We start from the raw sequence: 24,697 nt of genomic DNA on the forward strand, positions 1-24,697 counted from the left end.
GATGCGTTCACTTTCCTGTCTTCTCCTGCTCGGCGCCTGGTCCGTCTTCGCGACCGACGCCGTGCTCGATCGCGGCAACGGCCCCGAGCCGACGACGCTGGATGCGCATCGCGGCTCCGAGGTGAATGCGCAGAACGTCCTGATGGACCTGTACGAAGGCCTGGTCACGTTCGCGGCCGACGGCACGATCGTGCCCGGAATGGCCGAACGCTGGGCGGTGTCGGCCGATGGGCTGACCTGGACCTTCCACCTGCGCGACAACCTGCGTTGGTCGAACGGCGAAGCGCTCACGGCTGCGCAGTACGTCGCGTCGATGCGGCGTGCGCTCGACCCGGAGACCGCAGCACCGCTCGCATCATTGTTCGCGACTATCCGTCATGCGCCGGCCGTGATGCGCGGCGACGAACCGACGAGTGCACTGGGCATCCACGCGCCGGATGCGCGCACGGTCGTGATCGAATTGACGCAGCCGACCGCGCTGCTCGAACGCCTGACGCTGCCGGTCGCCGCGCCGATCCATCTGCCGTCGCTGCAACGCCATGGTGCGCAGCACACGCGTCCGGGAAATTGGGTCGGCAACGGGCCGTATCGATTGGTCGAATGGACGCCGCAGGCGAGTCTCTTGCTCGAGCGCAATCCGCGCTTCCATGCCGCCGGGGAGGTCGCGATCGACCGCGTGCGCTTCCACGTCACCGAGGATGCGAACACCGAGCAGAAGCGCTTCGTCGCCGGCGACCTCGACCTCACCGAGGTGGTGCCGCCGGGCCGGCTCGATCGGCTGCGCGCACGCTTCGGTTCTCAGCTGCGCATCAGCCCGTATCTCGGCACCTTCTACTTCGGCTACAACCTGCGCCGCGCGCCCTTCGCCGATCAGCCCAAGCTGCGGCGGGCGCTGTCGCTGGCGGTCGACCGCGACATCCTGACGCGCTACATCACGGCCCTGGGCGAAACACCGGCCTACGCGCTGATTCCGCCGGTGATGCTCGGCACCGCCGCGCGCACGCCGCCCGACGCTGCGATGACGCAAGCGGCACGCGTCGCCGAAGCGCAACGACTGTATGCCGAGTCCGGCTATTCGCGCGACGCGCCACTGGAGATCGAGTTGCGCTACAACACGTCGACGCCGCATCGCCGCCTCGCGCTAGCGGTCGCGGCGATGTGGCGCGAACAACTCGGCGTGCGCACGCATCTGGTCAACGAAGAATGGAAAGTGTTCGTGCAGAATCGCCGCAGCGGGCGACTGACCGAAGTGTTCCGCGGCGGCTGGATCGCCGATGTCGACGATCCGCTCGCCTTCCTCGACGCCTTCGACGGTGCCAGCCCGACCAATTGGACCGGGTACGGCGACGCGGCATTTTCGCGTTCGCTCGCTGCAGCGCGTGCAACGCCCGATCCCGCGCTGCGCATGCAGCGTTTTGTCGACGCCGAAACACGGCTGCTGCAGTCGCAGCCGATCCTGCCCATCTACTTCTACGTCTCCAAGCATCTGGTCCGCGACGAAGTCGAAGGCTTCGTGGCCAACCCGCTCGATCGCCATCCCTCGCGCTGGATGCGCCTGCGCGCGGTGAAGCCATGAGGCGTTGGTTGTTTCGCATCGGCGAAGCGCTGCTGACCCTGTGGCTGCTGATGACGCTGTGCTTCGTGCTGATGCGCGCCGCACCCGGCGGGCCGTTCGATGTCGAGCGCGAGGTGACGCCCGAGATTCGCGCACGCCTGGAAGCGCGCTATCACCTGGATGAGCCGCTGCCGACGCAGTATCTGCGCTATCTCGGCCAGATCGCGCAGGGGGATCTCGGTCCGTCGTTCCAGTATCCGGATTACACGGTCGGTGAACTGATTGCGGGCGGACTCACGGTGTCGGCGCCACTCGGTATCGCTGCGCTCGTGCTGGCGCTGCTGGTCGGCGTGCCGCTGGGTCTGGTCGCCGGCTGGCGCGCAGGGCGCATCAGCGATCACGTCGCGAGCGGCATCGGTCTGGTCGGCCTGGCGCTGCCGAAGTTCGTGCTCGCGCCGCTGCTGGTGTTGTGTTTCGCGGTCTGGCTCGGCTGGTTGCCCGCAGGCGGCTGGGATGCGAGCGATCCCCGCTACGCGGTGCTGCCGGTGATCGCACTCGCGGCGCCGAACCTGGCCTACGTGGTGCGACTGACACGCGCCAGCCTGATCGACGTACTCGCCACCGACTACATCCTCGCCGCGCGCGCCCGCGGCATCGAAGGCCGCGATCTGCTGATCCATCACGCGCTGCGCCCGAGCCTGGCACCGATCGTCGCCTGGATCGCACCGGCAACGATCGCGCTGGTCACCGGCTCGGTCGTGGTCGAACAAGTCTTCGGCATCCCCGGCATCGGCCGCTACTTCGTGCAGGGCGCCCTGAACCGCGATTACACCCTCGTGATGGGTGTGGCGCTGACCGCCGGCGTCGCCATCATTCTCATCAACCTCGCCGTCGATGCACTGCGCGGGTGGGTGGATCCGCGGCTGTCCATCGTCACGTCGGACTGATCACCCCCGCGCCGCGCCGCCCTGGCGACGCGCGACCACGATCGCCTTGAGGGCGTTCAGGGCCGCGCTGAGGGCGTAGTCGCTGTCGAGTTCGGGATCACGTTCGGACGCCGAAGCGGCGGCCGGTTCGGCGGATTCGAGATGGCCGCTGAGCGTGGCTTCGGACTCGATGATCTGCGGACCGCTGTCCTCGTGGACCAGTTGCACGTCCGACAAGACGATGTCGGGCGTGATGCCCTGGGCCTGGATCGAGTGCCCGCTCGGGGTGTAGTAGCGCGCAGTGGTGAGCTTGATCGCGCCGCCGGACTCAAGCGGCAGGATGTTCTGCACCGAACCCTTGCCGAAACTGCGCTGGCCGACGATGAGCGCGCGCTGGTGGTCCTTGAGCGCACCGGCGACGATTTCCGAGGCGGACGCGCTGCCGCCATCGATCAGCACCACGACCGGTGCGCCATCGAGCAGATCTCCGGGACCGGCGGCATAACTCGCGTCCGCCGAGGCCAGGCGGCCATCGGTTTTCACGACCAGTCCGCCATCGAGCAAGGCATCACAGACTTCGACGGCCGCCTGCAGCACGCCGCCGGGATTGTCGCGCAGGTCCAGCACCAGGCCGCGCGGCGCACCGCGGTCCGCCTTGAGCTTGCGCAATCGGTCGCGGAACTCGATCCCGGTGTTCTCCTGGAACACGCTGAGCCGCGCGTAGGCATAGCCCGGCTCGAGCCAGCGCGTACGCACCGACTGCGCCAGGATCACCTCGCGCGTCAGCTTGAAGCTGAGCAGGGTGCCGCTGCCGGCCCGGTCGACCGAGAGTTCGACCGACGTTCCGGCGGCGCCGCGCAACTGATCGAGCGCCTCGTCCTCGCGCTCGGCCACGGCGACGCCATCGATCGCGACGATGCTGTCGCCCGCCAGGATGCCGGCCCGCGCCGCCGGCGAATCGTCGATCGGTGCGATCACCCGCAAGACGCCGTCGATACCGATCACTTCGATACCGAGTCCGCCATAGACGCCTTGCACGTCCTCATCCCACTGCTTCAATTCGTCCGCTGTCAGGAATGCGCTGTGCGGGTCGAGATCAGCCAACACGCCGGCAATCGCGCCCTTGAGCAGGGTCGCGTCGTCGACCGGATCGACATAACCGTCCTTGACCGCGCGCAGCACCGACACGAAGGTGCGCAGGTCCTCGGCACCGATCTCGATCGGCGCACGCTCCGGCTGACCCTCGACGGGCGGCACTTCGGTCGCATTCGCAGCCAGCATCGGAAGCATCAGGCAGAACGGCAAGCAACGGCGCATCGGCAGCATTCCAGAGGGATTCCAGGTGGACGATAGCCCGCCCGGGCGCTCCCGTCATCGACTCGTTTGTTTTTCGTTTTGGCCGGGGCTACAATGCCCGCCCTTTTTTCCGGGGTCGCCCCCGGGTCTGTGTCTCAATCGGAGAGATCATGCCAAGCGTCAAAGTCCGCGAAAACGAACCTTTCGAGTTCGCCCTGCGTCGTTTCAAGCGCACCTGCGAAAAGGCCGGCATTCTGGCCGAGACCCGCAAGCGCGAGTTTTACGAAAAGCCGACCCAGGAGCGCAAGCGCAAGGCCGCCGCGGCCGTGAAGCGTACGCTGCGTCGCGTCATGCGCGACGTCACCAAGCGTCAGCGCATGTATTGATCGGCGCCGGGAACGCAAGTTCCCGAACCGATTGCAAGCTGCACTCTCCGTAGCCGGCGCTGCCCTCGCACCGCCGGCTTTTTGTCTTTCCCGTTTTTCGAATTCCACGACCAAGGATCAGCCATGAGCCTCAAGCAGCAACTGACGGACGACATGAAGGCCGCGATGAAGGGCGGCGAAAAGGACAAGCTGCTGGTGATCCGCCTGATCAATGCCGCGATCAAGCAACGCGAAGTCGACGAGCGCATCCAGCTCGACGACACCCAGGTGCTGGCGGTGCTGGAGAAGATGGTCAAGCAACGCAAGGATTCGATCACCCAGTACGAAGCCGCGGCGCGCGAAGACCTGGCCCAGGTCGAACGCTACGAACTCGGCATCATCCAGACCTACCTGCCGGCGCAGATGCCGGCCGAAGAAGTCGAGGCCCTCGTCGTCGCGTCGATCGCCGAAGCCGGCGCGACCAGCGCCAAGGACATGGGCAAGGTCATCGCGCTGGTGAAGCCGAAAGTCGCCGGCCGCACCGACATGGGCAAGCTCTCGGAGCTGGTGAAGCAGAAACTCGCGGCGTTGGGTTGACTCTCAAATTATTTGAAAATCACCCGACACCCCATCAAGGAAGACGCCATGAGACATCTACTATTCTGGTGTGCATTGTTAGTTAGCAGATTGGGGGCCGCAGCCACTGCAGACGTTCACCTCACCGTCGAGGCTTGGCCAGGTTTCGCCGTTGAGCTGCACCAACCCATCACCTTTCGGATCACCGTCGCGAACGACGGACCAGATGAAGCGCCGAACGTTGTTGCATTTAGCTCGTCATTCAATCCATTGATTATCCCCCCTCCTAATCCTGACTCGGGAACGTGTCCGTTCCTTTTAACGTGGGCATCAAACCCTTCTGAAGGAATCGACTATTGGGCTTGGAATATCGACTTCGGAACAATTCAGCCAAATACGACGACTTCATGTGAACTGACGGTGCCTGGTTTAATCGTCGCTGATTCAATTTCAACGACCACCCGAGTCCAGATATTTTCTTCGACGACGGACCCGGCGCCTGACAACAACCTTGTGTACGGCCAAATCACGGGATTTGAGCAATTCAGCAAAATACCAATTTTTTCACTTACAGGGAAAGTAATGATGGCAATTTTTATTGCAGTCCTTGCTCTTATTACATTGCGCAAAAATGGAGCTATTTTTCTCTTGGCATCGTTGACCGCCGTCAACGCTTCTGCTGATGCACCCAGTCCAATCCTTGCTTGGTCTGCCACGTCTGGAGACGCTGACCCAAAGGAATGGGCGGTAGTCACCGACCCCCAAGTAATTTTCCTGCAGCCCACATTGCCAAATCCAGAAACACCGGAAGCAGAGCTTCTAATTTCTCTGCCAAATAATTCACCCAGAATAGCGAGACTCAATAGAAGCTACGGAAATGGCACCTCTTATACTTGGGCTGGCGAATTTGAACCCGGACAATCTGTCATTGCAACCGCAACTCCGGATTCCCTATATCTCACTGTTTTTACCGGCAAAAATATCTATGTGATCCAGCCATACGTAATTGATGGCGGAATTGCCGACGGAAGATGAAGGCTGGGCGTCGAAGACGATTCAGCCTTGAGTTTGTCGTGATGTCATTGTATTTTGGACACAACAATTTTCTATTGCAATGAATGGTGACGTATCTCTGATGCGCAGCTATGCGGCGCATCAGGTGAACGTAATGAATGAAGTATTTCAGAACTCCGGAGTATCGAACGTGACCGTGCGAATGGTAAATGCTAAGCCGTCCGGAAGGATCGACAGCGGCGATTACAATTCTGATCTTAATGGGATTCGACTGGATCAGTTCGTACAAGACGACAGAAACTCATACTTTGCTGACATAGTTGTCCAGATCGGCGAACAATCGCCGGGCGGCATTGCGGGAGTAGCATATGGCAACTCCAACCCAACTTCAGGTGAATCAATCGCTTTCGCTGTAATGTATCACCAAGCCGACCTGGGGGGGCTCACATTCGCCCATGAGGTTGGCCATGTCCTGGGTATGGCTCATCACTATCAATCATCTGGTTTTACCCCGCCGTACCCGTGGTCGTACGGACACGTTGCGTATCCTGACGCTAGTCACACAATGGGTTTCGTTACGACAATGGCGTATACCGGATTTTGTGGCGGATCGCCTCCTTGCTTCAAAGTTCCGTATTACTCAAACCCCGCCATTACCATAGGCGCCGATCCTGTCCAGGGTCGTCCGATCGGAAATTCGAGCAATGCGAACAATGCCCAAACTGCAACTCTAGTTGCGCCAATAGTTGCCGGGTATCGATCACCGCCGCCGCCGCTATTCGCTGATGGCTTTGAAAGCTAGAACTCCTCCCCGCCCGCGACATCATTGAGCTGACCGCAGTGGCGCGCATCCCCGACCGCTTCATCGATGACCTGCTCGCGCGCGTCGACATCGTCGAGGTGATCGAGTCGCGCGTGCCGTTGAAGCGCGCCGGTCGCGACTACACGGCGCGTTGCCCGTTCCACGACGAACGCTCGCCCTCGTTTTCGGTCAGCCCAGCCAAGCAGTTCTATCACTGCTTCGGCTGCGGCGCGCATGGTTCGGCGATCAAGTTCCTGATGGACTACGACCGCCTCGAATTCGTCGATGCGGTCGAAGATCTCGCCGCCCGGGTCGGCATGACCGTGCCGTTCGAAGGTGGCATGGCGCGCGGCCCGCAGGACCAGTTCGCCGAACTGTACGAGGTGCTCGATGCCTCGGCGCGCTGGTTCCAGAAGCAGTTGCCCGGCAGCGAGAAATGCCGCAAGTACCTGGAGAAGCGCGGCCTCGATGCCGCGATGATCCAGCGCTTCGGCCTCGGCTACGCGCCGGACGGATGGGATGGCGTGAAGAACGCCATCGGGACCAGCGACAGCCGCCTCAAGGCGCTGGACGTGTCCGGCATGCTCTCGACCGGCGAGCGCGGCGGTGTCTACGACAAGTTCCGCGATCGGCTGATGTTCCCGATCCAGGACCGGCGCGGCCGCATCATCGCCTTCGGTGGCCGCGTGATGGGCGAGGCCGACGGCCCGAAATATCTGAACTCCCCGGAAACGCCGCTGTTCCACAAGGGTCGCGAGCTGTTCGCGCTGCACCAGGTGCGGCAGTCGCACAGCAAGATCCCGCGGCTGATCGTGGTCGAGGGCTACATGGACGTGATCTCGCTGTTCCAGTTCGGGATCACCCAGGCGGTGGCGACGCTCGGCACCGCGACGACCAAGGATCACGCCGAACTGTTGTTCCGCAACTCCGCCGATGTGTACTTCTGCTTCGACGGCGACAAGGCCGGCCGCAGCGCCGCATGGCGCGCGGTCGAGTCGGTGCTGCCGCGCATGAAGGATGGTCGCCAGGCCCTGTTCCTGTTCCTGCCCGACGGCGAAGACCCGGACACGCTGATCCGCAAGGAAGGCGCGGACGGCTTCGAAGCGAGGCTGAAGGAAGCGACGCCGCTGTCCGAATTCTTCTTCGCCGAACTCGCGAAGGACATCGACCTGCGCGGCCTCGAAGGCAAGGCGCGGCTGGCCGAACGCGCCAAGCCGCTGCTCGCCCAGATTCCCGATGGCGCGTTCCGCGACTTGATGCAGCAAAGCTTGTCGGAACGCACCGGCATGCAGCGCATCGGTCCGGTGTCGCCGACCGCGGCGGCGCAGGTGCACGCGATGACCCAGGCGCGCGGCACCTTCAGCAAGCCGCCGCAGCAACGCAGCGTCGTGCGCGCTGCGGTCGCGCTGCTGGTGCAGAAGCCCGATGTCGCGATGGCGCTTGAGCCGCCCTACGTGTTCGGCGCCTTGCGTCAGCCCGGTGTGCCGCTGCTGATGGAATTGATCACGCTGTGCCGTTCGCGCCCGGACATGAATACCGCGACCTTGCTCAGCCAGTTCGAAGGTCGCGACGACTACGAGCCGTTGGCAAAACTGGCGCAAATGGATTTCCCGTCGGCACCGGAACATTGGCGCATCGAATTCGTCGATGCCTGCGAGCAATTGAACCGCCAGACCTTGCAGCAACGCATCGACGAACTGCTGGCCAAGCAGGAGTCCGGCTTTCCGCTGTCCGCGGCCGAGAAGAGCGAGTTGCGCGCAGCACTCGCCAGCAAGTCGAAGCGCTGAGGGAAGGAGATCGTGAAGATGCGGGCATGCCGAAGTGTGTTGCTGTTGTTGCTGTCCGTCGCCGCCGGCGTAGGCCGGGCACAAGTCGCGGCGCCTGCAGCGGATGCGAACACCGCCACCGCGATCACGGTGATCGACATCGCCCAACGTGCCGAGGCCGATGAGCAACTCGCCGACAGCGTGCAGCGACGCGCGATCGGCAGCGGCAGCGCCGAGTCCTTGGAACAGCGGCTGCAGGCACTGAACGCCTCGCACCAACGGCTGCAGAAAGCGCTGCGCTCGGTCCAGGTCGAGGCCTTGCCGATTCGCCGACTGGAATCGCTGGAACGGCACTGGCGATTTTTGTCACGCGATCTCGAGCGCTGGCGCAGCGATGTTCAGGCCGCGATCCAGCCGCTGTCCGCCGACACCGAGGCGCTCGCCGCACGCCAACTGAACTGGCAGGCCACACTCACCGCTCATACCGGCGCCGACACGCCGTGGACGACACGGGCACGCCAGGTGCTGGCGCGTCTCGACGCCGCGCAACGAGCAATCGCGAAGCCCGGCGCCGCCCTGCTCAGGCTGAGCCAATCCGCAGGCACGGTCGGCAACGAGATCGCGGCCGGGCTGGACCGCGCGCGGCAGCAGATTCGCCTGCACGACCGCGACCTGATGCGCCTCGACAGCACGCCCCTGTGGGCGGCGCATCACTCGGGTACGCATGCAAATTCGCAGGAGATCGCGCGCCAGGGTCTCGCGATCGAAAGCGCCTTTGCGGAGGACTACGACGACCGCTTCCGGCGCAATCGCAACGTGATGACGCTGAGCATGCTCCTGCTGCTGCCGCTGCTGATCTGGATCTCGCGCCGCACGCGTGCCCGCGCCCGTCGCGAACACGTCGCCGACGCCACCCTGGCGGTGTTGTCGCGGCCATTCGCAGCCTGGATCGTGCTGTATGCGATCGCATCCTTGATCTACAACTGGGACGGGCCGGTGATCCGTCACCAGGCCACGTTGTTGATCGCGTGGCTGCCGGTGTTGCGCCTGTTGCCGAGCATCGTGCGCCGCGCCATCGGGCCGTGGGCGTGGATCAGCGCCGTGTTCTACGCCCTCAACTTTGCGGCCTCGCTGTTCGCGATCGATCCGCTGACCTATCGCTACGCACTCGCGGCCTTGAGCACGCTGCTGATCGTAAGCTTGCTGTGGCTGGCACGCCGGCATCGCCGCCACGTCGAGGTTTCGTCGGCCAGCACGCGCACGGTTTGGCTACTGTGCGGCTCGGCGGTGCTGGCGGCGGTGGCCTTGGTCGCGAATGGCGTCGGCAGCATGGCGCTGGCGACGGTGCTGCTGGATGGCCTGCTCGACGCGACCTATCTCGCGGTGGCATTGGCCGCGGTCGCGGCGGTGGTACATGCATTGTCCGATACCGTATTCCGCCGCGGTGCCGACGTGGTGCCGGCACGGATCAGCGCGCGCGCCGGTTCACTGAAACGCGCGGCGATCACGCTCGGTGGTCTGGCGATGGCGCTGATCTGGCTGCTGGCGACGTTGAATGCCTTCCGCATCCTGCGCCCGGCCTACGAACTCGCGACCCGCGTGCTCGGCTATCGGATCGTGCTCGGCGACGCCACGCTGTCGATCGGTGCCGTCGCGCTGTTCGCGCTGAGTGTCTGGATCGCGCTGTGGATTGCACGCACGCTGCGCGACTTGTTGGCCGAAGACCTGTTGCCGAACATGGCCCTGCCGCGCGGCGTCGCGCACAGTGTCTCGACCCTGAGCTACTACGCACTGATCTGCATCGGCCTGCTGGTCGCACTGGCGATCGCCGGCTTCCAGTTGAGTCAGCTGGCCCTGGTGTTCGGCGCGCTTGGCGTCGGAATCGGCCTCGGCCTGCAGGACGTGGTGAAGAATTTCGTCAGCGGTCTGATCCTGATGGTCGAGCGGCCGATCCAGCCCGGCGACGTGGTCGAGATCAATGGCGTGACCGGGCGCGTGCGCGACATCGGCCTGCGCGCGACGCGGCTGATCACCTTCGAGGGCGCCGACGTGGTGGTGCCGAACGGCATGCTGCTGTCCGACCGCCTGACCAACTGGACGCTGAGCAACAGCAGTCGTCGCATCGAGATCAATATCGGTGTCGGCTATGCCAGCGATCCGCAACAGGTACTGACCTTGTTGCGCCACGTGGCCGCACAGACCGAAGGCTTGATCGCCGAGCCGGCGCCGGCGGCCCTGTTCGTCGGCTTCGGCGCAAGCTCGCTCGACTTCACCTTGCGCGCCTGGACACGCGAGGAGTCGGACTGGGTGGCGATCCGCAGCCAGATGGGCCTGTCGGTGCTGCAGGCCTTGCGCGTCGCCGGCATCGCCATTCCCTATCCGCAACAGGACCTGCACCTGCGCAGCCTGTCTCCCGAAACGGCGGCATTGCTTGCACAATCCGCAGCCGCACAACGCACGGAACCGCCCACTGCATGAACACCCCCGCTACCCCGCCGATCGTCCCGTTCTGGCAGCGCCTCGGCGATATCTCGAAGTATCCGCTGCAGTCCGGCGCGATCACCAATGTGCTGTTGTTCACGGTGCTGCGCCTGGCGGACTTGCTGCCCTTGGGCTGGATCGGCGGCACCGTGGTGTCGCTGGTGCTGTGGGCGGGCATTCTCAAGTACGCCGCCGAAGTGCTGGTGGTGACTGCACACGGTCGGGTCGATGCGCCCGAATACAGCATGCAGGTCGGCGAGTCGCAGGCCTGGGACCAGATCAAGCTGCAGATCCTGCTGTGGCTGATGCTCGTGCTCGGCATGCTCGGCTTCGGCCTGCTGCTCGGCGTGCCGGGCATGCTGCTCTGGGGCCTGTTCGTGGTCGTCGCCATTCCCGGCGCGACGATCACCCTGGCGATGACCAACAACCTGTGGGCGGCGCTGAATCCATTGAGCTGGGTGGAACTGATGCAGGCCTTTGGCGGGCCCTATTTCGCGGTCGCGGCCCTGTGCGGCCTGTACCAGCTCGGCGGCGCCAGCGCCCAGTCGTTTGCCGCAGCGATTCCGATGGTGCCCGGCATCGTCACCTTCCTGCTGACCTGGTTCGTCACCCATTTCGTCCTGGTCGCCAGCTTCCACTTGATGGGCTACCTGGTCTACCAGTACGCCGACCGCATCGGTCACGAGGTCAAGCGCGACGAAGCACCGAAGAAGCTGCAGGCGCTGCGCGCCGATCCGGACCAGGGACTGGTCGACGAGGCCGAGCTCATGATCCAGGAAGGCCGCGCCGACGAGGCCGCGACGCGCCTGCGCGAACACATCGCGACCCGCGGCGGCACCGTGCTGCTGCACGAACACTATCGCAAGCTGCTGAAGGCGAAGCAGGACACGCCGGAACTGCTGCGCCATGCGCAAGGCTATGTGCAGGTGCTGCTGGCACAGGACAACCTGAAACGCGGCATCGAGATCCTGCAGGAGAGTTTCGCGCTCGATCCGGCCTTCAGCGCCGACATCGCCGACGACACCCATCGCCTGGCCCAGCGTGCCTCGCAGATCGGCCAGCATCCGCTGGCACTGAAGCTGATCGCCGGTTTCCACAAGCGCTGGCCGAAACACAAGGACATCGCCCGCAACTACCTGTTCGCCGCGAAACTGCTGACCGAAAAACTGCATCGCGACGACCAGGCCCTGCAGCTGCTGACCCAGCTCAAGGCCTTCCGTCCCGACGACCCGCTGATGCCCGAGATCGATGCGCAACTGCAATTTCTTGCGGCGCTCGCGCAAACGGCGAAGCCGGGCGTCGGGGACTGATCAACCCAGCAACAAGGTCGCCTTCCCCGCTTCCGGCGAGTCCGGATGGCGCTGGCGCAGGTGCGCCAGAACGCGACGCGTGGCGGCGTCGTCGCGCTGTTCCTGATGCGCCAGGGCCAGCTTGAACCAGGCGGCGGCGAGCTGCGGATGCGTCGGTTCGACCGCTTCGATCGCCGCAAGCGCAGCGTGCGATTCGGCCAGCAGCCCGACCGGCTGCCAACGCGCAGCCAGCGCCATCAGGGTCGGCGCAGACGCCGGCAACCGCGGTGCATGCGCCTTCATCGACTCTCCGAGCCAGCGATGCTGGCGTTGCGCATCGGCGCGGCCACGGGCACGCCAGTCGAGCGCGTGTGCCGTCGCCGTCGCCGCTTCGCGGCTGTCCTTCGCGAACAACCAGCTGCGCAGCCAGGGCTCGATGATGTCGGGATCCTCGGGATGCCGCTGGATCATTGCGTCGAAGCGTGAACGTGCGGCGTTCAGTTGCAGCTTGCCGAGTTCGGCAAGACCCGCCGCAAGTTCTTCGGCGCGGCGATCACGTGTCTCTTCCTCGTCGAGATAGGCGAGATTCACGCGCTTGAACCGGGTGGCCGCATAGGCCAGCGCGGCGCCCGAGAGGATGCCACCGGCATGCGCGTCGAAGCCGATGCCGGCGTCCGGCGCCATCAGCAGTTGCAGGAATTCCCAGCCGAACCAGATCGGCAGCAGCCACAGCGCGCGCACCCGCGTGTAGTCGAAGATCATGAAGATCCAGTAGAACAAGCGCACGCGCCGCTGGCCCCAGAGCACGGCGTAGGCGCCCATCAATCCGGCGATGGCACCGGACGCACCGAGCAGCCCGCCGCTGTCGCCCCAACGCCAGCCCAGCGAAAACAGGCCGCCACCGATGCCGGCGAGCAGGTACAGCAGCAGGAATCCGAAGGAACCCAGCACCGGCTCGACGACCAGTCCGAGAATGACCAGAAAGACCATGTTGCCGATCAGATGCCCGCTGTCGCCGTGCAGGAACATCGAACTGAACAATCGCGCCGGATCCAGCTCCGACTGACGCAACAGGTGCCGCTCGGTGAACGACGAGCGCCAGCCGGCGTCGAACTGTTGGCGCATGGGTTTCCATTCCGCGTAATCGCGATGTGCCGGTGCAATCGCACGATCGCTGCGCAGCAAGACCAGGAACGCGTCGTCATTGTTGATCTGCAGCGCCAGCACCTGCGTCTGCATCGACGGCGGCAACTGCTGCCAGCGCGACCGCCAGGCAATGCCCGGCGCGCGCTCGATGTAGTCGCGGTAGACCGGCAGCTCGATCTCGGCCAATCGGCTGGACGCATACGCCCCGACCGCTTGCGCCTGGCGCGCGTCGTCCGGCCGCTGCAGCCCGAAATAGACGAACGCATTGATCAGCACCAGCAGCGCGGTGATCCATGGAAACGTCGACAGGGTCGGCTTCTTGTGCAGCGGGATGATCAGCATGCCGATCTCTAGCCGACTTTCTCGAACCCGAAAGCCGCCGGCGCGTGCTGCATCGGCAGCGGTTCGGCGAGGTAATGGTCGATCAGCAGGAAGGCGAACAAGGCCATCAGATAGATGATCGAGTAGCGGAAGGTTTCCATCGCGAACCACTCGTTCGGCGGGTTCATCAGGCGTACGGCGTAGTACAGGAAGCCGGCGCCAAGCACGACGGCGCCGCCGAGGTAGATCACGCCGCTCATGCCGGTCAGCCACGGCAACAGGGTCACGATCACCAGCAGGATCGTGTAGAACAGCACGTGCCAGCGCGTGTATTCGACGCCATGGGTGATCGGCAGCATCGGCACCGCAGCGCGCGCGTAGTCGTCGCGGCGAAAGATCGCCAGCGCCCAGAAATGCGGCGGTGTCCAGATGAAGATGATCAGGAACAGCAGCAGCGCATGCGGGTGCACGTGCCCGGTCACCGCGGCCCAGCCGAGCACCGGCGGCGCGGCGCCGGCGGCACCGCCGAGCACGATGTTCTGCGGCGTCGCCCGCTTCAGGTACTTGGTGTAGATCACCGCGTAGCCGATCAGGGCGCAGAACGTCAGCACGGCGGTCAACACGTTCACGAAAGCGACCAGCAACAGCATCGACAACGCGCCGATGCCGAGCGCGAACCACAGCACCTGGCGCGGCGTCAGCTGCCCAGTCGGCAGCGGTCGATGTGCGGTCCGCGCCATCACCGCGTCGATGCGTGCGTCGAGCAGGTGATTGATCGCGGCAGCCGATGCAGACGCCAGCCAGATGCCGATGCACCCGACGATGGCTTCTCGCCAGGGCGGCAGCCCTGGCACGGCGAGGAACATGCCGACCACCGCCGTGAACACGATCAGGGCGACGACGTTCGGCTTGGTCAACGCCCAGAACTGGGCGAACTGTCGGAATAGCGCCATTGCGGACTCAGCGCGGCGCCGGCGTGGTGCGCGCGAGCAATGCCACCAGCGAGAACAGCAGGGCCGCAGCAATGCCGTTGTGGGCCGTCGCAACCCACAGGGGCAAGCCGAACTTCACGTTGGCGATGCCGAGCAGGATCTGCAGGACCAGCAAGGCACCGATGGCCCGGCCATAGCTGCGCGTCGCCGGTTGGCGCATCGCGGCCAGTGCCAGCACCAGCACATGTCCGGCGACAAGGACTGCGAACCAGCGATGCGTCAGATGGATGGCCGTGCGCGCCGGACCGTCGAGCACGCCACCTTCGTAATCGACCCCGATGCCACGCCAGAGCACGAAGGCCTCGCGGAAATCCGTCGCCGGCCACCACTGCTGCAGGCACGTCGGATAGTCGGTCGCGCAGGCGAAGGCCGCGTAGTTCGCACTGGTCCAGCCGCCGAGCGCGATCTGCAGCGACACCAGCACCAGCGCAACCACGATCAGGCCGCGCTTCACCGTTGCACCGCCATGCACGCCATTCGCGCGCAACGCGGTCCAGGCCAGCATCGCCATGGTCGCCATGCCGCCGAGCAGATGGCCCATCACCACGATGGGCTTGAGCTTCCAGGTCACCGTCCACATGCCGAGCGCCGCCTGGAACAGGATGAAGGCCGCCGCAAACAGCACCGCGCGCCGCGGCTGCGGCAGATGCGCACGATTGCGCCAGGCCAATGCCGCCAGCACGAAGGTGGTGAGCATCAGCAGCCCTGCGAAATAGCGGTGCACCATCTCCTTCCAAGCCTTGTGGACCTCGACCGGCCGGTCCGGATGGGCGGCATTCGCGGCCGCCACCTCCGCTTCATGATTGGGCCAGGTGGCTTCGCCATAACAGCCCGGCCAGTCCGGGCAGCCGAGGCCGGCATGCGACAGGCGGGTGTAGGCGCCCAGCAGGATCACGCCGAACACGAGCGCAACGGCAAACCAGGACAAGCGACGGAACAGGGGAGTAATCATCATGAACCCTTCAACGAATCAGTTTGCCGAGATCCTTGCGCACGCGCTTCAGATCGGCCTGCTCAGGATATCGCAGCATCAAGTAGCCGGCCGGATCGACCAGAGCCAGAGTGAGATCGGTGCGCGCCGGATACAGGCGCTCGGGCAAGACACCCGGCAGATCGGCCAGCGCATAGACCCCGCTGGCCGCGCTCAGCACGCCATCCGCAGGCAGCGGGCGATCGATCGCGATACGCAGCTTCTCGGCATGCCGGCCGAGCGAGATGCGCAGGTTGCCGACCTGGTCGAGGCGTTGTCGACAGAGGCTGTCACAGGCATCGGGAATACGGACGATCAGGGTCCAATGCCACTGCGGCGTCGCCCACGCGAATTCCCCGCCCGCCCGCTGCGTGCCCGCCTGTTCGAGGTGCACCGGCGGATCGACCAGTTCGCCATAGTTGCGGCGCCCTTCCGGCAACCAGCCGGAGAACGCCAGCAGTGCGGCGAACAGGATCGGCGCCGCGAATACCAGCGCGATGAACACCAGCGTGCGACGGCCCCTGCGGACATCGGTCATGGACGGACTTCCTTGCGACGCAAATGGAACATCAGGAACAGAATCAGGCTTGCCACCGCGAAGCTTGCCCACTGCAGCGCGTAGCCGCGGTGACGATCGGCCGCCATGCCGGACGGCTTCCAGTCACGACGGAACGGCGACGCCAATTCGGGCGCGGGCCAGAACACGCGATCGAGCATCGGTTCGAGACGAGGCGCTTCCTGCGCAATCATCAACGGATCGATATCCAGTCTCAGCTGTTCGGGCTGCGAGGGCGCCGGCGCAAGTCGACCGGAATACATCAGGCCCGGAGCTGGCGCTGGCGCGATCAAACCGCGCGCATCGAAATCGGGCAACAGCAACGGCACGACCGGCGAAATGCGGCGTGATCGATCCGCGGCGACCCAGCCCAGATTCACCAGCACGTAGCCGCCGTCGATCGCAAGCGGCACGTAGACATCGACGCCATACTCGCCCTCGACGATGCGGTTGTCGTGCAGGTAGACGCGGTCGATCAGCAGGCGCCCATGCAGGTGCGCTGCGGCGAAATCGCCCGGGAGTCGATCCAGCGCCGGGAAGTCGAGCGGCGACGACGCGTCGTCAGCGGCCAGCGCAGCCGCGAATTCACGCGCGCGCTGGTCCTTGAACGCACCGCGCTGCCACTGCCAGCGTGCCGCCGCGACGAATCCGATCTCGGCCACGATGAACAGCAGCAACAGCCAAGACCGGGGTTGACGAAACGCCAACATCGCCGCTGTCACCCCGCCCTATACTGCTCGCCCGCAGTCGCGGAGCAGGCAGTCGAGGTGTCGGTCATGTGGCAGAAACTGTTCATCGTCATCGTGTTCATCGCGATCGTCTACAACCTCGGTGTCGGCCTGTACTACATGATCACCGACAAGGGCACGACCAATCGCACTGTCAACGCCCTGACCCGCCGAATCGCCATTTCAGTCGCGCTGTTCGCGCTCGTCGGCATCGGCATCTGGATGGGCTGGATTTCACCGCACGGTATCGTCGTGCGCTGAGGAAGACATCGCGGCGTCAGCCGCGATGCTCCGGGCAAATGACATCAAAGCACGTAGACGAACAGGAACAGTCCGAGCCAGACCACGTCGACGAAATGCCAGTACCAGGCAACGGCTTCGAAGCCGAAGTGCTGGTCGCGCGAGAAGTGGCCCTTGGCACAACGGAACCAGATCACCAGCAGCATGATCGTGCCGAGCGTCACGTGCATGCCGTGGAAACCGGTAAGCATGAAGAAGGTGCTGCCGTAGATGCCGGAGCCGAGGGTCAGGCCGAGCTCGTGATAGGCGTGGTAGTACTCGGTGGCCTGGTAATAAAGGAACAGCACACCGAGGGCGACCGTGGCACCGAGGAAGACCAGCAGCTTGCGACGCTCGCCCGCGCGCAGTGCGTGGTGCGCGATGGTGACGGTGATGCCTGACGTCAGCAGGATCAGCGTGTTCAGGAAGGGCAGGCCCCAGGCGCCGATGGTTTCAAACGTGCCGCCGATTTTTGCCGGACCATTGGTCGGCCAGGCGGCGCTGTAGCCGTTCCAGATGAATTCGTGGGTCAGTGCGCCATCACCTTCGCCGCCGAGCCACGGCACCGAGAACATGCGGGCGTAGAACAGCGCGCCGAAGAAGGCTGCAAAGAACATCACTTCCGAGAAAATGAACCAGATCATGCCCATGCGGAAGCTGATGTCGACCTGGCGGTTGTAAAACCCCGTCACCGACTCGCGAATGACGTCGCCGAACCAGCCGAACAGCATGAAGACGAGTGCCGCAATACCGGCGTACAGCACGTAATGTCCGCCAGCCGACTTGTTGACCGTCAGCGCGGCGCCGATCATGGTCGTAAACAGCGCCAGCGTGGCGATGATCGGCCAGCGGCTGCCGTGCGGGACATAGTAGATGTTCGGATCGTGCGTCTCTGTCTGGCCCATGATGGTCCCCGATGGTTTAGCTGTTGGGTGACGACACCGCACTCGTCATCGCGAGCGGTTCCGCCACCGGATTGAACACGTAACGGAAGGTCAGGCGACTGACCTCCGCTGGAAGCTGATCGTCGATCACGAAACGTACCGGCATCTCGCGCGACTGCCCGGCTTCGAGGCGTTGTTCGGTGAAGCAGAAACATTCCGTCTTGCTGAGATGGATCGCCGCTTCGGACGGCGCGACCGTGAAGATCGCGCGACCACTCAGGGCGACACGGCCATCATTGGTCGCGGTGAAGGTCACGGTCGCGGGCTCGCAAGGCCGCACCTTGACCGATTTCTTGGCCGCATCGAGGCGCCACGGCAGTTCCGGGCTGATGCTGGTATCGAACTCGACCAGCAACTCGCGCGTCTGCACCACGCCCGCCGCACACGCGGCCACTTCGCCGGCAGTCTGGCTCGGGCGAATGCCGAACACCTTTTCGCACAACACGTCGTAGAACGGCGCCAGCGCAAAACCGAATGCGAACGCGCCGGCAGTCGCCGCCAGCGCCCAGCGCAGCACGCGGGCATTGCGTTGCTTGAGTGTCGCGTCGTTCATGCGCCGACGATACCGCCCAGCCAGAACAAGCCGTAGATCGCGAAGACGACACCCGCGACGATCCACGCCGTCCGCTTGGCAGCGGCACGGCGGGTTTCGAGTTCGCGGCTGTCGCTCGACATCATCGCAGCAGCCTCAATGCGTCACGTCGCCGTGAGCGAGCATGCTGTCCTTGATTTCCGGCGGCGTGGTGAAGCTGTGATACGGCGGCGGCGAGGACAGCGTCCACTCCAGGCCATGCGCCCCTTCCCAGACCTGTTCGGTCGCCTTGGGCAGCGCCTTGTTCCGCGAGCAGTCCCAGATGATGTACGCGAACAGCAACTGGGTCGCACCGAACGCGAATCCACCGATCGACGACACGAAGTTCCAGTCCGCGAAGGCGACGTTGTAGTCGGGAATGCGGCGCGGCATGCCGGCCAATCCGAGGAAGTGCTGCGGGAAGAACAGCACGTTCACCGAGATCGTCGACAGCCAGAAATGCCACTTGCCGAGCGTCTCGTTGTACATCCGGCCGGTCCACTTCGGCAGCCAGTAGTAGGTCGCGGCCATGATCGAGAAGATCGCGCCGGTCACCAGCACATAGTGGAAATGCGCGACCACGAAATAGGTGTCGTGATACTGGAAGTCGGCCGGCACGATGGCCAGCATCAGGCCGGAGAAGCCACCGATGGTGAACAGGATGACGAAGCCGAGCGCGAACAGCATCGGGGTCTCGAAGGTCATCGAGCCGCGCCACATCGTGAACACCCAGTTGAACACCTTGATGCCGGTGGGTACCGCGATGAGCATCGTCGCGTACATGAAGAACAGCTCGCCGCCGAGCGGCATGCCGACGGTGAACATGTGGTGCGCCCAGACGATGAAGCTCAGGAAGGCGATCGACGCGATCGCATAGACCATGGCCTGGTAACCGAACAGCGGCTTGCGCGAGAAGGTCGGGATGATTTCCGACACGATCCCGAAGGCCGGCAGGATCATGATGTAGACCTCGGGATGCCCGAAGAACCAGAAGATGTGCTGGAACATCACCGGGTCACCACCGCCGGTGGCGGAGAAGAAGGTGGTACCGAAGAACTTGTCGGTCAGCAGCATGGTCACGGCGCCGGCCAACACCGGCATCACCGCGATCAGCAGGAAGGCGGTGATCAGCCACGACCAGACGAACACCGGCATCTTCAGCAGGTCCATGCCTGGGGCGCGCATGTTCAGGATGGTCGCGATGATGTTGATCGCGCCCATGATCGAACTGATGCCCATCATGTGCACGGCGAAGATCGTGAACGCGACCGAATCGCCGCCCTGCAGGGACAGCGGCGGATACAGGGTCCAGCCTCCGGCCGGGCCGCCGCCACCGATGCCGAAGAACACCTTCAGCGCAAGCGGCAGCAGGAGCGTCGTGAATGCGAACGGCATGATCCAGAACGACCAGTTGTTCATGCGCGGCAGGGCCATGTCCGGCGCACCGACCATCATCGGGATCATCCAGTTGGCGAGACCGACGAAGGCCGGCATGACTGCACCGAAGATCATCACCAGCGCGTGCATAGTGGTCATCTGGTTGAAGAACTCCGGCTCGACCAGCTGCAGGCCGGGGTACATCAGCTCGCCGCGGATGACCATCGCCATCAGGCCGCCAATGAAGAACATGACCAGCGAAAACACCAGGTACATCGTGCCGATGTCCTTGTGGTTCGTGGCATAGAGCCAGCGATTCACGAAGCCGTGCGGCTTGTGATCGTGGTCGTCGTGGTGTGCGCTTGCGTCATGGGCCATGACTGATCTCCAGAATGCTTCGTGTTCAGCCCTGGCTCGGCGCAGCTTCTGCTGCAACCGGCTCGGCGGGGGTGGCGACAGGGGCGGTGGCTTCGGCGTTCGCGCCTTGCTGCGCGATCAGCCATTGCTCGAACTCCGCCTTCGGCTTCACTTCCACGACGATCGGCATGAAGCCGTGATCCTTGCCGCAAAGTTCGGCGCACTGGCCACGGTAGAGGCCGGGCTCTTTCACCAGCGTCCACTGGTCATTGATGATTCCGGGAATCGCATCCTGCTTCCAGCCGAGCGCAGGCACCCACCAGGCATGGATCACGTCGCCGGCGGTGATCACGAAACGCACCTTGGTGTCTGCGGGAATGACCAGCGGACGGTCGACGTCGAGCAGATAGTTCTTCACCGTATTCGGATCCATGCCGGAACCGAGCTGGCGCGTATCGTCGCTGTCGCGGGCCAGGGAACTGATGAAGCTCACCCCAGAGTCGACGTAGCGATAGCCCCACTTCCACTGGTAGCCGGTGATCTCGATGGTCATCTCGGCGTCACGGGTGTCGGCCATTTCGATCAGCACCTTGGTCGCCGGCCAGGCCATTGCGACCAGGATCAGCACCGGGATGATGGTCAGCACCACTTCGGCCTTGTCGTTGTGCGCCCACTTGGCCGCCACGGCACCGCGCGACTTGCGGAAACGGAACATCGCGATGCCCATCGCACCGAACACGAGGATGCCGATCACGACGCAGATCCACAGCACGATCATGTGCAAGCCGTACACCTGCTGCGACACATCGGTCACGCCGGGCGTCATGTTCAGCTTCCAACGATCCACCGCGGCCATGCCCGGCAGACTGAACGCCATTGCGGCGACGGCGATGCCGAGCCGCGACAAACCCATGCCGATTCGCTTCATTCTGTCACCCAATCCGGACGTGCCGGCCTCAGTTCTTCAAACCCATCAACACCGGCTGCAAACTTGCAGCCGGTGCATCTCATTCGGACCCGAGCTTGGCGGAGTCGCCTTGCGGCGCGATCGAGCACGCGCGCGCCGCGCTGGGGTCGCGCATGATAGTGGCCGCCCGCCTGCAGGGGCAACCGAAACACGGGCCAATTGCCCGCAAACCTTCGCGTCGCGGCCCGCCGGCCTCGCTACACTACGCGCCCTCGCGCGCCCCGCGGCGCGCACCACGCGACCGATCCCGCCTGCCATGACCGAATCCTCTGCCCTACTTTCCGCTGAACTGCCGGCTCCGGGCGATTCTCTCTGGCAGGCGATGACGGCGGCGTATGCGGCCGATGAAGCCGTTGCATTGAGGCCGCTGCTCGATGCAGCGACCTTGCCGACCACCGAACGCGACGCCGTGCTTGCCCGCGCCGGCGACCTCGTGCAGCGCGTGCGCGCGAAGGCGGCGCAGCAAAGCGCGGTCGAGAGCTTCATGCGCGAATACGACCTGTCTTCTGAGGAAGGCGTGCTCTTGATGTGCGTGGCCGAAGCCCTGCTGCGCATTCCCGACGCCGACACCGCCGACAAGCTGATCCGCGACAAGCTGGGCGACGCCGCCTGGAACAGCCATCTCGGCAAGAGTCCGTCGCTGTTCGTCAACGCCGGCACCTGGGGCTTGATGCTGACCGGCAAGCTGATTTCGCTGGCCGAGGAAACCCAGCAGAACTTCCTCGGCGCGATCAAGCGCCTGGTCGCCCGCAGCGGCGAGCCGGTGGTGCGCCTCGCGGTGCGTCAGGCCATGCGCATCATGGGCCACCAATTCGTGCTTGGCCGCACGATCGGCGAGGCGCTCGATCGGTCTCGCGACAAGGACGGCCGCGCGTATCGGCATTCCTTCGACATGCTCGGCGAAGCGGCGCTGACGCGCCCCGATGCGGCACGCTACTTCGAGGCCTACAAGGCCGCGATCCTCTCGATCGGCGCCCGCGGTCCGTTCGCATCGGTGCTGGAGGCGCCTTCGATTTCGGTCAAGTTGTCGGCCCTGCATCCGCGCTACGAAGTCGCCAAGCGCGCCCGCGTCAAGGCCGAACTGACGCCGATGCTGCTGGAGCTGGCGCAACTGGCGATGGCGCAGAAGATCGGCATGACCGTCGATGCCGAAGAAGCCGATCGCCTGGAGCTGTCGCTGGAGGTGATCGGCGCAGTGTTCCGGCATCCGTCGCTGGAAGGCTGGAACGGATTCGGCCTCGCGATCCAGGCCTACCAGAAGCGCTGCCCACAGGTGATCGACTGGCTGGCCGAGCAGGCGCGCCAAAGCGGCCGGCGCTGGTGCGTGCGCCTGGTCAAGGGTGCGTATTGGGATTCGGAAGTGAAACGCGCCCAGGTCGACGGCCACGTCGATTTCCCGGTATGGACACGCAAGCCGAATACCGATGTCGCCTACCTCGGCTGTGCGCGCAAGCTGTTCGGCTACGGCGAGCTGTTCTATCCGCAGTTCGCGACCCACAACGCGCACACCATCGCCGCCATCCATCATTTCTCGAAGGGGCAGCCGTTCGAATACCAGCGCCTGCACGGCATGGGCGCCGACCTGTATGCCGAGGTCGTCGGCGAGAAGAACCTGAACATTCCGTGCCGCGTCTACGCGCCGGTCGGCTCGCATGAGGATTTGCTGCCCTATCTCGTGCGCCGCCTGCTCGAGAACGGCGCGAACACCAGCTTCGTGAACCGCATCGTCGACGAGAGCCAGGCGATCACCGATATCGTCAAGGACCCGGCCGAAGTCGTGTCCCAGTTCCAGACCCTCCAGCATCCCCGCATCGATACGCCGGCCCGCTTGTTCGGCGACCAACGGAAGAATTCCATGGGCATCAATCTCGCGAACGACAACGACCTGCGCCAACTCGCCGCGCAGATGAATGCGGCTGTGCAACCCTGGAGCGCCGCACCGCTGGTGCCGGGCTATCGCGCGACGCAGGCCACGCTGGCGGTCACCAATCCGGCCGACCGTCGCCAGCAGATCGGCGTCTGGACCCCCGCCGATGCGCAAGGCGTTGCGATCGCGCTCGACAATGCTTCTGCGGCGCAGGCCGCCTGGGACGCGACGCCGCCGGCAGCGCGCGCCAAGATCCTCGAACACGCCGCCGACCTGCTCGAAGCGCGTCGTGCCGAGTTCATGGCCCTGGCGGTGCGCGAAGCCGGCAAGACGCTGTCGGATGCGATTGCCGAAGTCCGTGAAGCCGCAGACTTCTGCCGTTACTACGCCGCGATCACGCGCAGGATGATGGGCACGCCGGAAACCCTGAAGGGCCCGACCGGCGAGCTGAATCAGCTGTCGCTGCATGGCCGTGGCATCTTTGTCTGCATCAGTCCGTGGAATTTTCCGCTCGCGATCTTCATGGGCCAGGTGGCAGCCGCCGTCGTGACCGGCAACGCCGTGATCGCAAAACCGGCCGAGCAGACCAACCTGATTGCCCATGCCGCGGTGAAGTTGCTGCACGAGGCCGGCGTCCCGGAAGCCATCCTGCAATTGCTGCCGGGCGACGGTGCGACGGTCGGGGCCACGCTGACCAAGGATCCGCGCGTGGTCGGTGTCGCCTTCACCGGATCGACCGAGACCGCCCGGCTGATCAATCGCAGTCTCGCCGCGCGCGATGCCTCGATCGCCGTGCTGATCGCCGAAACCGGTGGCCAGAATGCCCTGATCGCGGATTCGTCGGCCTTGCCCGAACAGTTGGTGAAAGACGCGATCGGCTCGGCCTTCGGTTCCGCCGGCCAACGTTGCTCGGCAGCGCGCATCCTGTTCGTGCAGGAAGACATCGCCGACAAGGTCGTGCAGATGCTGGCCGGCGCAATGGATGAGATCGTGGTCGGTGATCCAGCGCTGCTGTCGACCGATATCGGCCCGGTAATCGACAACGATGCCAAGGCCATCCTCGACGCCCATGCCGCACGCATGGACCGGGAGGCCAAACTGATCAAGCAGATCGTGCTCGATCCCGGCACGACCGGCCACGGCAGCTTTTTCGCGCCGCGCGCCTATGAACTCGCCAGCCTGAAGCAATTGCAGCGCGAGATCTTCGGACCGGTGCTGCATGTGATTCGATATGCCGCCAAGGACCTCGATGCCGTACTCGCCGAGATCAATGCGACCGGTTATGGCCTCACGCTCGGCATCCATTCGCGCATCGACGCGACCATCGAGAAGATTTCACGCACGGTGCGGGTCGGCAATTGCTACGTGAACCGCAATCAGATCGGTGCCGTCGTCGGGGTGCAGCCGTTCGGCGGCGAAGGCTTGTCCGGTACCGGACCCAAGGCCGGTGGCCCGCATTACCTCGCACGCTTCGTCACCGAGCGCACGCTGACCGTCAACACTACGGCGGCGGGCGGCAATGCCTCACTGCTGACCCTCGGCGAATGAGGCC

Annotated in this window: 21 protein-coding genes; 11 read left to right on the forward strand and 10 right to left on the reverse strand. The window is 64.5% G+C overall.

Annotated elements, in window-relative coordinates; translation table 11 throughout:
• The first annotated feature begins 1 nt into the window (after window position 1).
• Entirely contained in the window at window positions 2-1,576 is a 1,575-nt protein-coding gene (locus IPP28_00700; protein ID MBL0039580.1) for a peptide ABC transporter substrate-binding protein, read from the forward strand.
• Entirely contained in the window at window positions 1,573-2,502 is a 930-nt protein-coding gene (locus tag IPP28_00705) for an ABC transporter permease subunit (GenBank protein ID MBL0039581.1), read from the forward strand. Before IPP28_00700 ends, IPP28_00705 begins: the two co-directional genes overlap by 4 nt.
• Here IPP28_00705 and IPP28_00710 read toward each other — a convergent pair whose 3' ends face one another.
• A complete protein-coding gene (locus IPP28_00710; protein MBL0039582.1) occupies window positions 2,503-3,798 on the reverse strand; it encodes a S41 family peptidase in 1,296 nt (431 codons plus the stop codon).
• Between the two features lie 149 nt (window positions 3,799-3,947).
• Between IPP28_00710 and rpsU the strand changes: the two genes are divergently transcribed.
• The 7 genes from rpsU to IPP28_00745 all read left to right on the forward strand — a co-directional run bounded on the left by rpsU (window position 3,948) and on the right by IPP28_00745 (window position 12,091).
• Complete coding sequence (gene rpsU / locus IPP28_00715; GenBank protein MBL0039583.1) at window positions 3,948-4,163, forward strand: 30S ribosomal protein S21; 216 nt, start codon at window positions 3,948-3,950, stop codon at window positions 4,161-4,163.
• Between the two features lie 123 nt (window positions 4,164-4,286).
• Window positions 4,287-4,739 (forward strand): GatB/YqeY domain-containing protein, encoded by a 453-nt coding sequence (locus tag IPP28_00720; protein ID MBL0039584.1) that lies wholly within the window; start codon window positions 4,287-4,289, stop codon window positions 4,737-4,739.
• Between the two features lie 48 nt (window positions 4,740-4,787).
• Entirely contained in the window at window positions 4,788-5,753 is a 966-nt protein-coding gene (locus tag IPP28_00725) for a hypothetical protein (protein ID MBL0039585.1), read from the forward strand.
• 79 nt (window positions 5,754-5,832) lie between these two features.
• The gene (locus IPP28_00730; GenBank protein ID MBL0039586.1) at window positions 5,833-6,534 is read left to right on the forward strand and encodes a hypothetical protein; all 702 of its coding nucleotides are present in this window, start codon (window positions 5,833-5,835) and stop codon (window positions 6,532-6,534) included.
• A gap of 38 nt (window positions 6,535-6,572) precedes the next feature.
• Window positions 6,573-8,321: a DNA primase gene (locus IPP28_00735; protein MBL0039587.1), complete on the forward strand. Its 1,749-nt coding sequence runs from the start codon at window positions 6,573-6,575 to the stop codon at window positions 8,319-8,321.
• An 18-nt stretch (window positions 8,322-8,339) separates the two neighbouring features.
• On the forward strand, window positions 8,340-10,778 hold the full coding sequence (locus tag IPP28_00740; protein ID MBL0039588.1) for a mechanosensitive ion channel: 2,439 nt from the start codon (window positions 8,340-8,342) through the stop codon (window positions 10,776-10,778).
• A complete protein-coding gene (locus tag IPP28_00745) occupies window positions 10,775-12,091 on the forward strand; it encodes a hypothetical protein (protein ID MBL0039589.1) in 1,317 nt (438 codons plus the stop codon). Before IPP28_00740 ends, IPP28_00745 begins: the two co-directional genes overlap by 4 nt.
• On the opposite strand, the gene IPP28_00750 is transcribed toward IPP28_00745, so the two are convergent.
• The 5 genes from IPP28_00750 to IPP28_00770 are packed head-to-tail and all read right to left on the reverse strand — an operon-like array spanning window position 12,092 to window position 16,765.
• Window positions 12,092-13,558: a rhomboid family intramembrane serine protease gene (locus IPP28_00750; GenBank protein ID MBL0039590.1), complete on the reverse strand. Its 1,467-nt coding sequence runs from the start codon at window positions 13,556-13,558 to the stop codon at window positions 12,092-12,094.
• A gap of 8 nt (window positions 13,559-13,566) precedes the next feature.
• On the reverse strand, window positions 13,567-14,490 hold the full coding sequence (locus IPP28_00755) for a protoheme IX farnesyltransferase (GenBank protein ID MBL0039591.1): 924 nt from the start codon (window positions 14,488-14,490) through the stop codon (window positions 13,567-13,569).
• 7 nt (window positions 14,491-14,497) lie between these two features.
• Window positions 14,498-15,484 (reverse strand): COX15/CtaA family protein, encoded by a 987-nt coding sequence (locus IPP28_00760; GenBank protein MBL0039592.1) that lies wholly within the window; start codon window positions 15,482-15,484, stop codon window positions 14,498-14,500.
• 7 nt (window positions 15,485-15,491) lie between these two features.
• The gene (locus IPP28_00765; GenBank protein MBL0039593.1) at window positions 15,492-16,037 is read right to left on the reverse strand and encodes a hypothetical protein; all 546 of its coding nucleotides are present in this window, start codon (window positions 16,035-16,037) and stop codon (window positions 15,492-15,494) included.
• Window positions 16,034-16,765 carry an SURF1 family protein gene (locus IPP28_00770; GenBank protein ID MBL0039594.1) on the reverse strand — a complete coding sequence of 244 codons (732 nt, stop codon included), beginning with the start codon at window positions 16,763-16,765 and terminating at the stop codon, window positions 16,034-16,036. Before IPP28_00770 ends, IPP28_00765 begins: the two co-directional genes overlap by 4 nt.
• 66 nt (window positions 16,766-16,831) lie before the next feature.
• Here IPP28_00770 and IPP28_00775 point away from each other — a divergent pair, with 66 nt between their 5' ends.
• On the forward strand, window positions 16,832-17,044 hold the full coding sequence (locus IPP28_00775) for a twin transmembrane helix small protein (GenBank protein MBL0039595.1): 213 nt from the start codon (window positions 16,832-16,834) through the stop codon (window positions 17,042-17,044).
• A 44-nt stretch (window positions 17,045-17,088) separates the two neighbouring features.
• Here IPP28_00775 and IPP28_00780 read toward each other — a convergent pair whose 3' ends face one another.
• The 4 genes from IPP28_00780 to coxB form a co-directional block, all read right to left on the reverse strand.
• Window positions 17,089-17,967 (reverse strand): cytochrome c oxidase subunit 3, encoded by an 879-nt coding sequence (locus IPP28_00780; protein MBL0039596.1) that lies wholly within the window; start codon window positions 17,965-17,967, stop codon window positions 17,089-17,091.
• Between the two features lie 16 nt (window positions 17,968-17,983).
• Window positions 17,984-18,559: a cytochrome c oxidase assembly protein gene (locus IPP28_00785; GenBank protein MBL0039597.1), complete on the reverse strand. Its 576-nt coding sequence runs from the start codon at window positions 18,557-18,559 to the stop codon at window positions 17,984-17,986.
• Window positions 18,560-18,694: 135 nt separating this feature from the next.
• On the reverse strand, window positions 18,695-20,332 hold the full coding sequence (gene ctaD, locus IPP28_00790) for a cytochrome c oxidase subunit I (GenBank protein MBL0039598.1): 1,638 nt from the start codon (window positions 20,330-20,332) through the stop codon (window positions 18,695-18,697).
• A gap of 25 nt (window positions 20,333-20,357) precedes the next feature.
• Window positions 20,358-21,239, reverse strand: a complete 882-nt coding sequence (coxB, locus tag IPP28_00795; protein MBL0039599.1) for a cytochrome c oxidase subunit II — start codon at window positions 21,237-21,239, stop codon at window positions 20,358-20,360.
• Window positions 21,240-21,534: 295 nt separating this feature from the next.
• Here coxB and putA point away from each other — a divergent pair, with 295 nt between their 5' ends.
• On the forward strand, window positions 21,535-24,693 hold the full coding sequence (gene putA, locus IPP28_00800; protein MBL0039600.1) for a bifunctional proline dehydrogenase/L-glutamate gamma-semialdehyde dehydrogenase PutA: 3,159 nt from the start codon (window positions 21,535-21,537) through the stop codon (window positions 24,691-24,693).
• Window positions 24,694-24,697: the final 4 nt, after the last annotated feature.

The organism is Lysobacterales bacterium (genome assembly GCA_016721845.1).
Classification (GTDB): Bacteria; Pseudomonadota; Gammaproteobacteria; order Xanthomonadales; family Ahniellaceae; genus JADKHK01.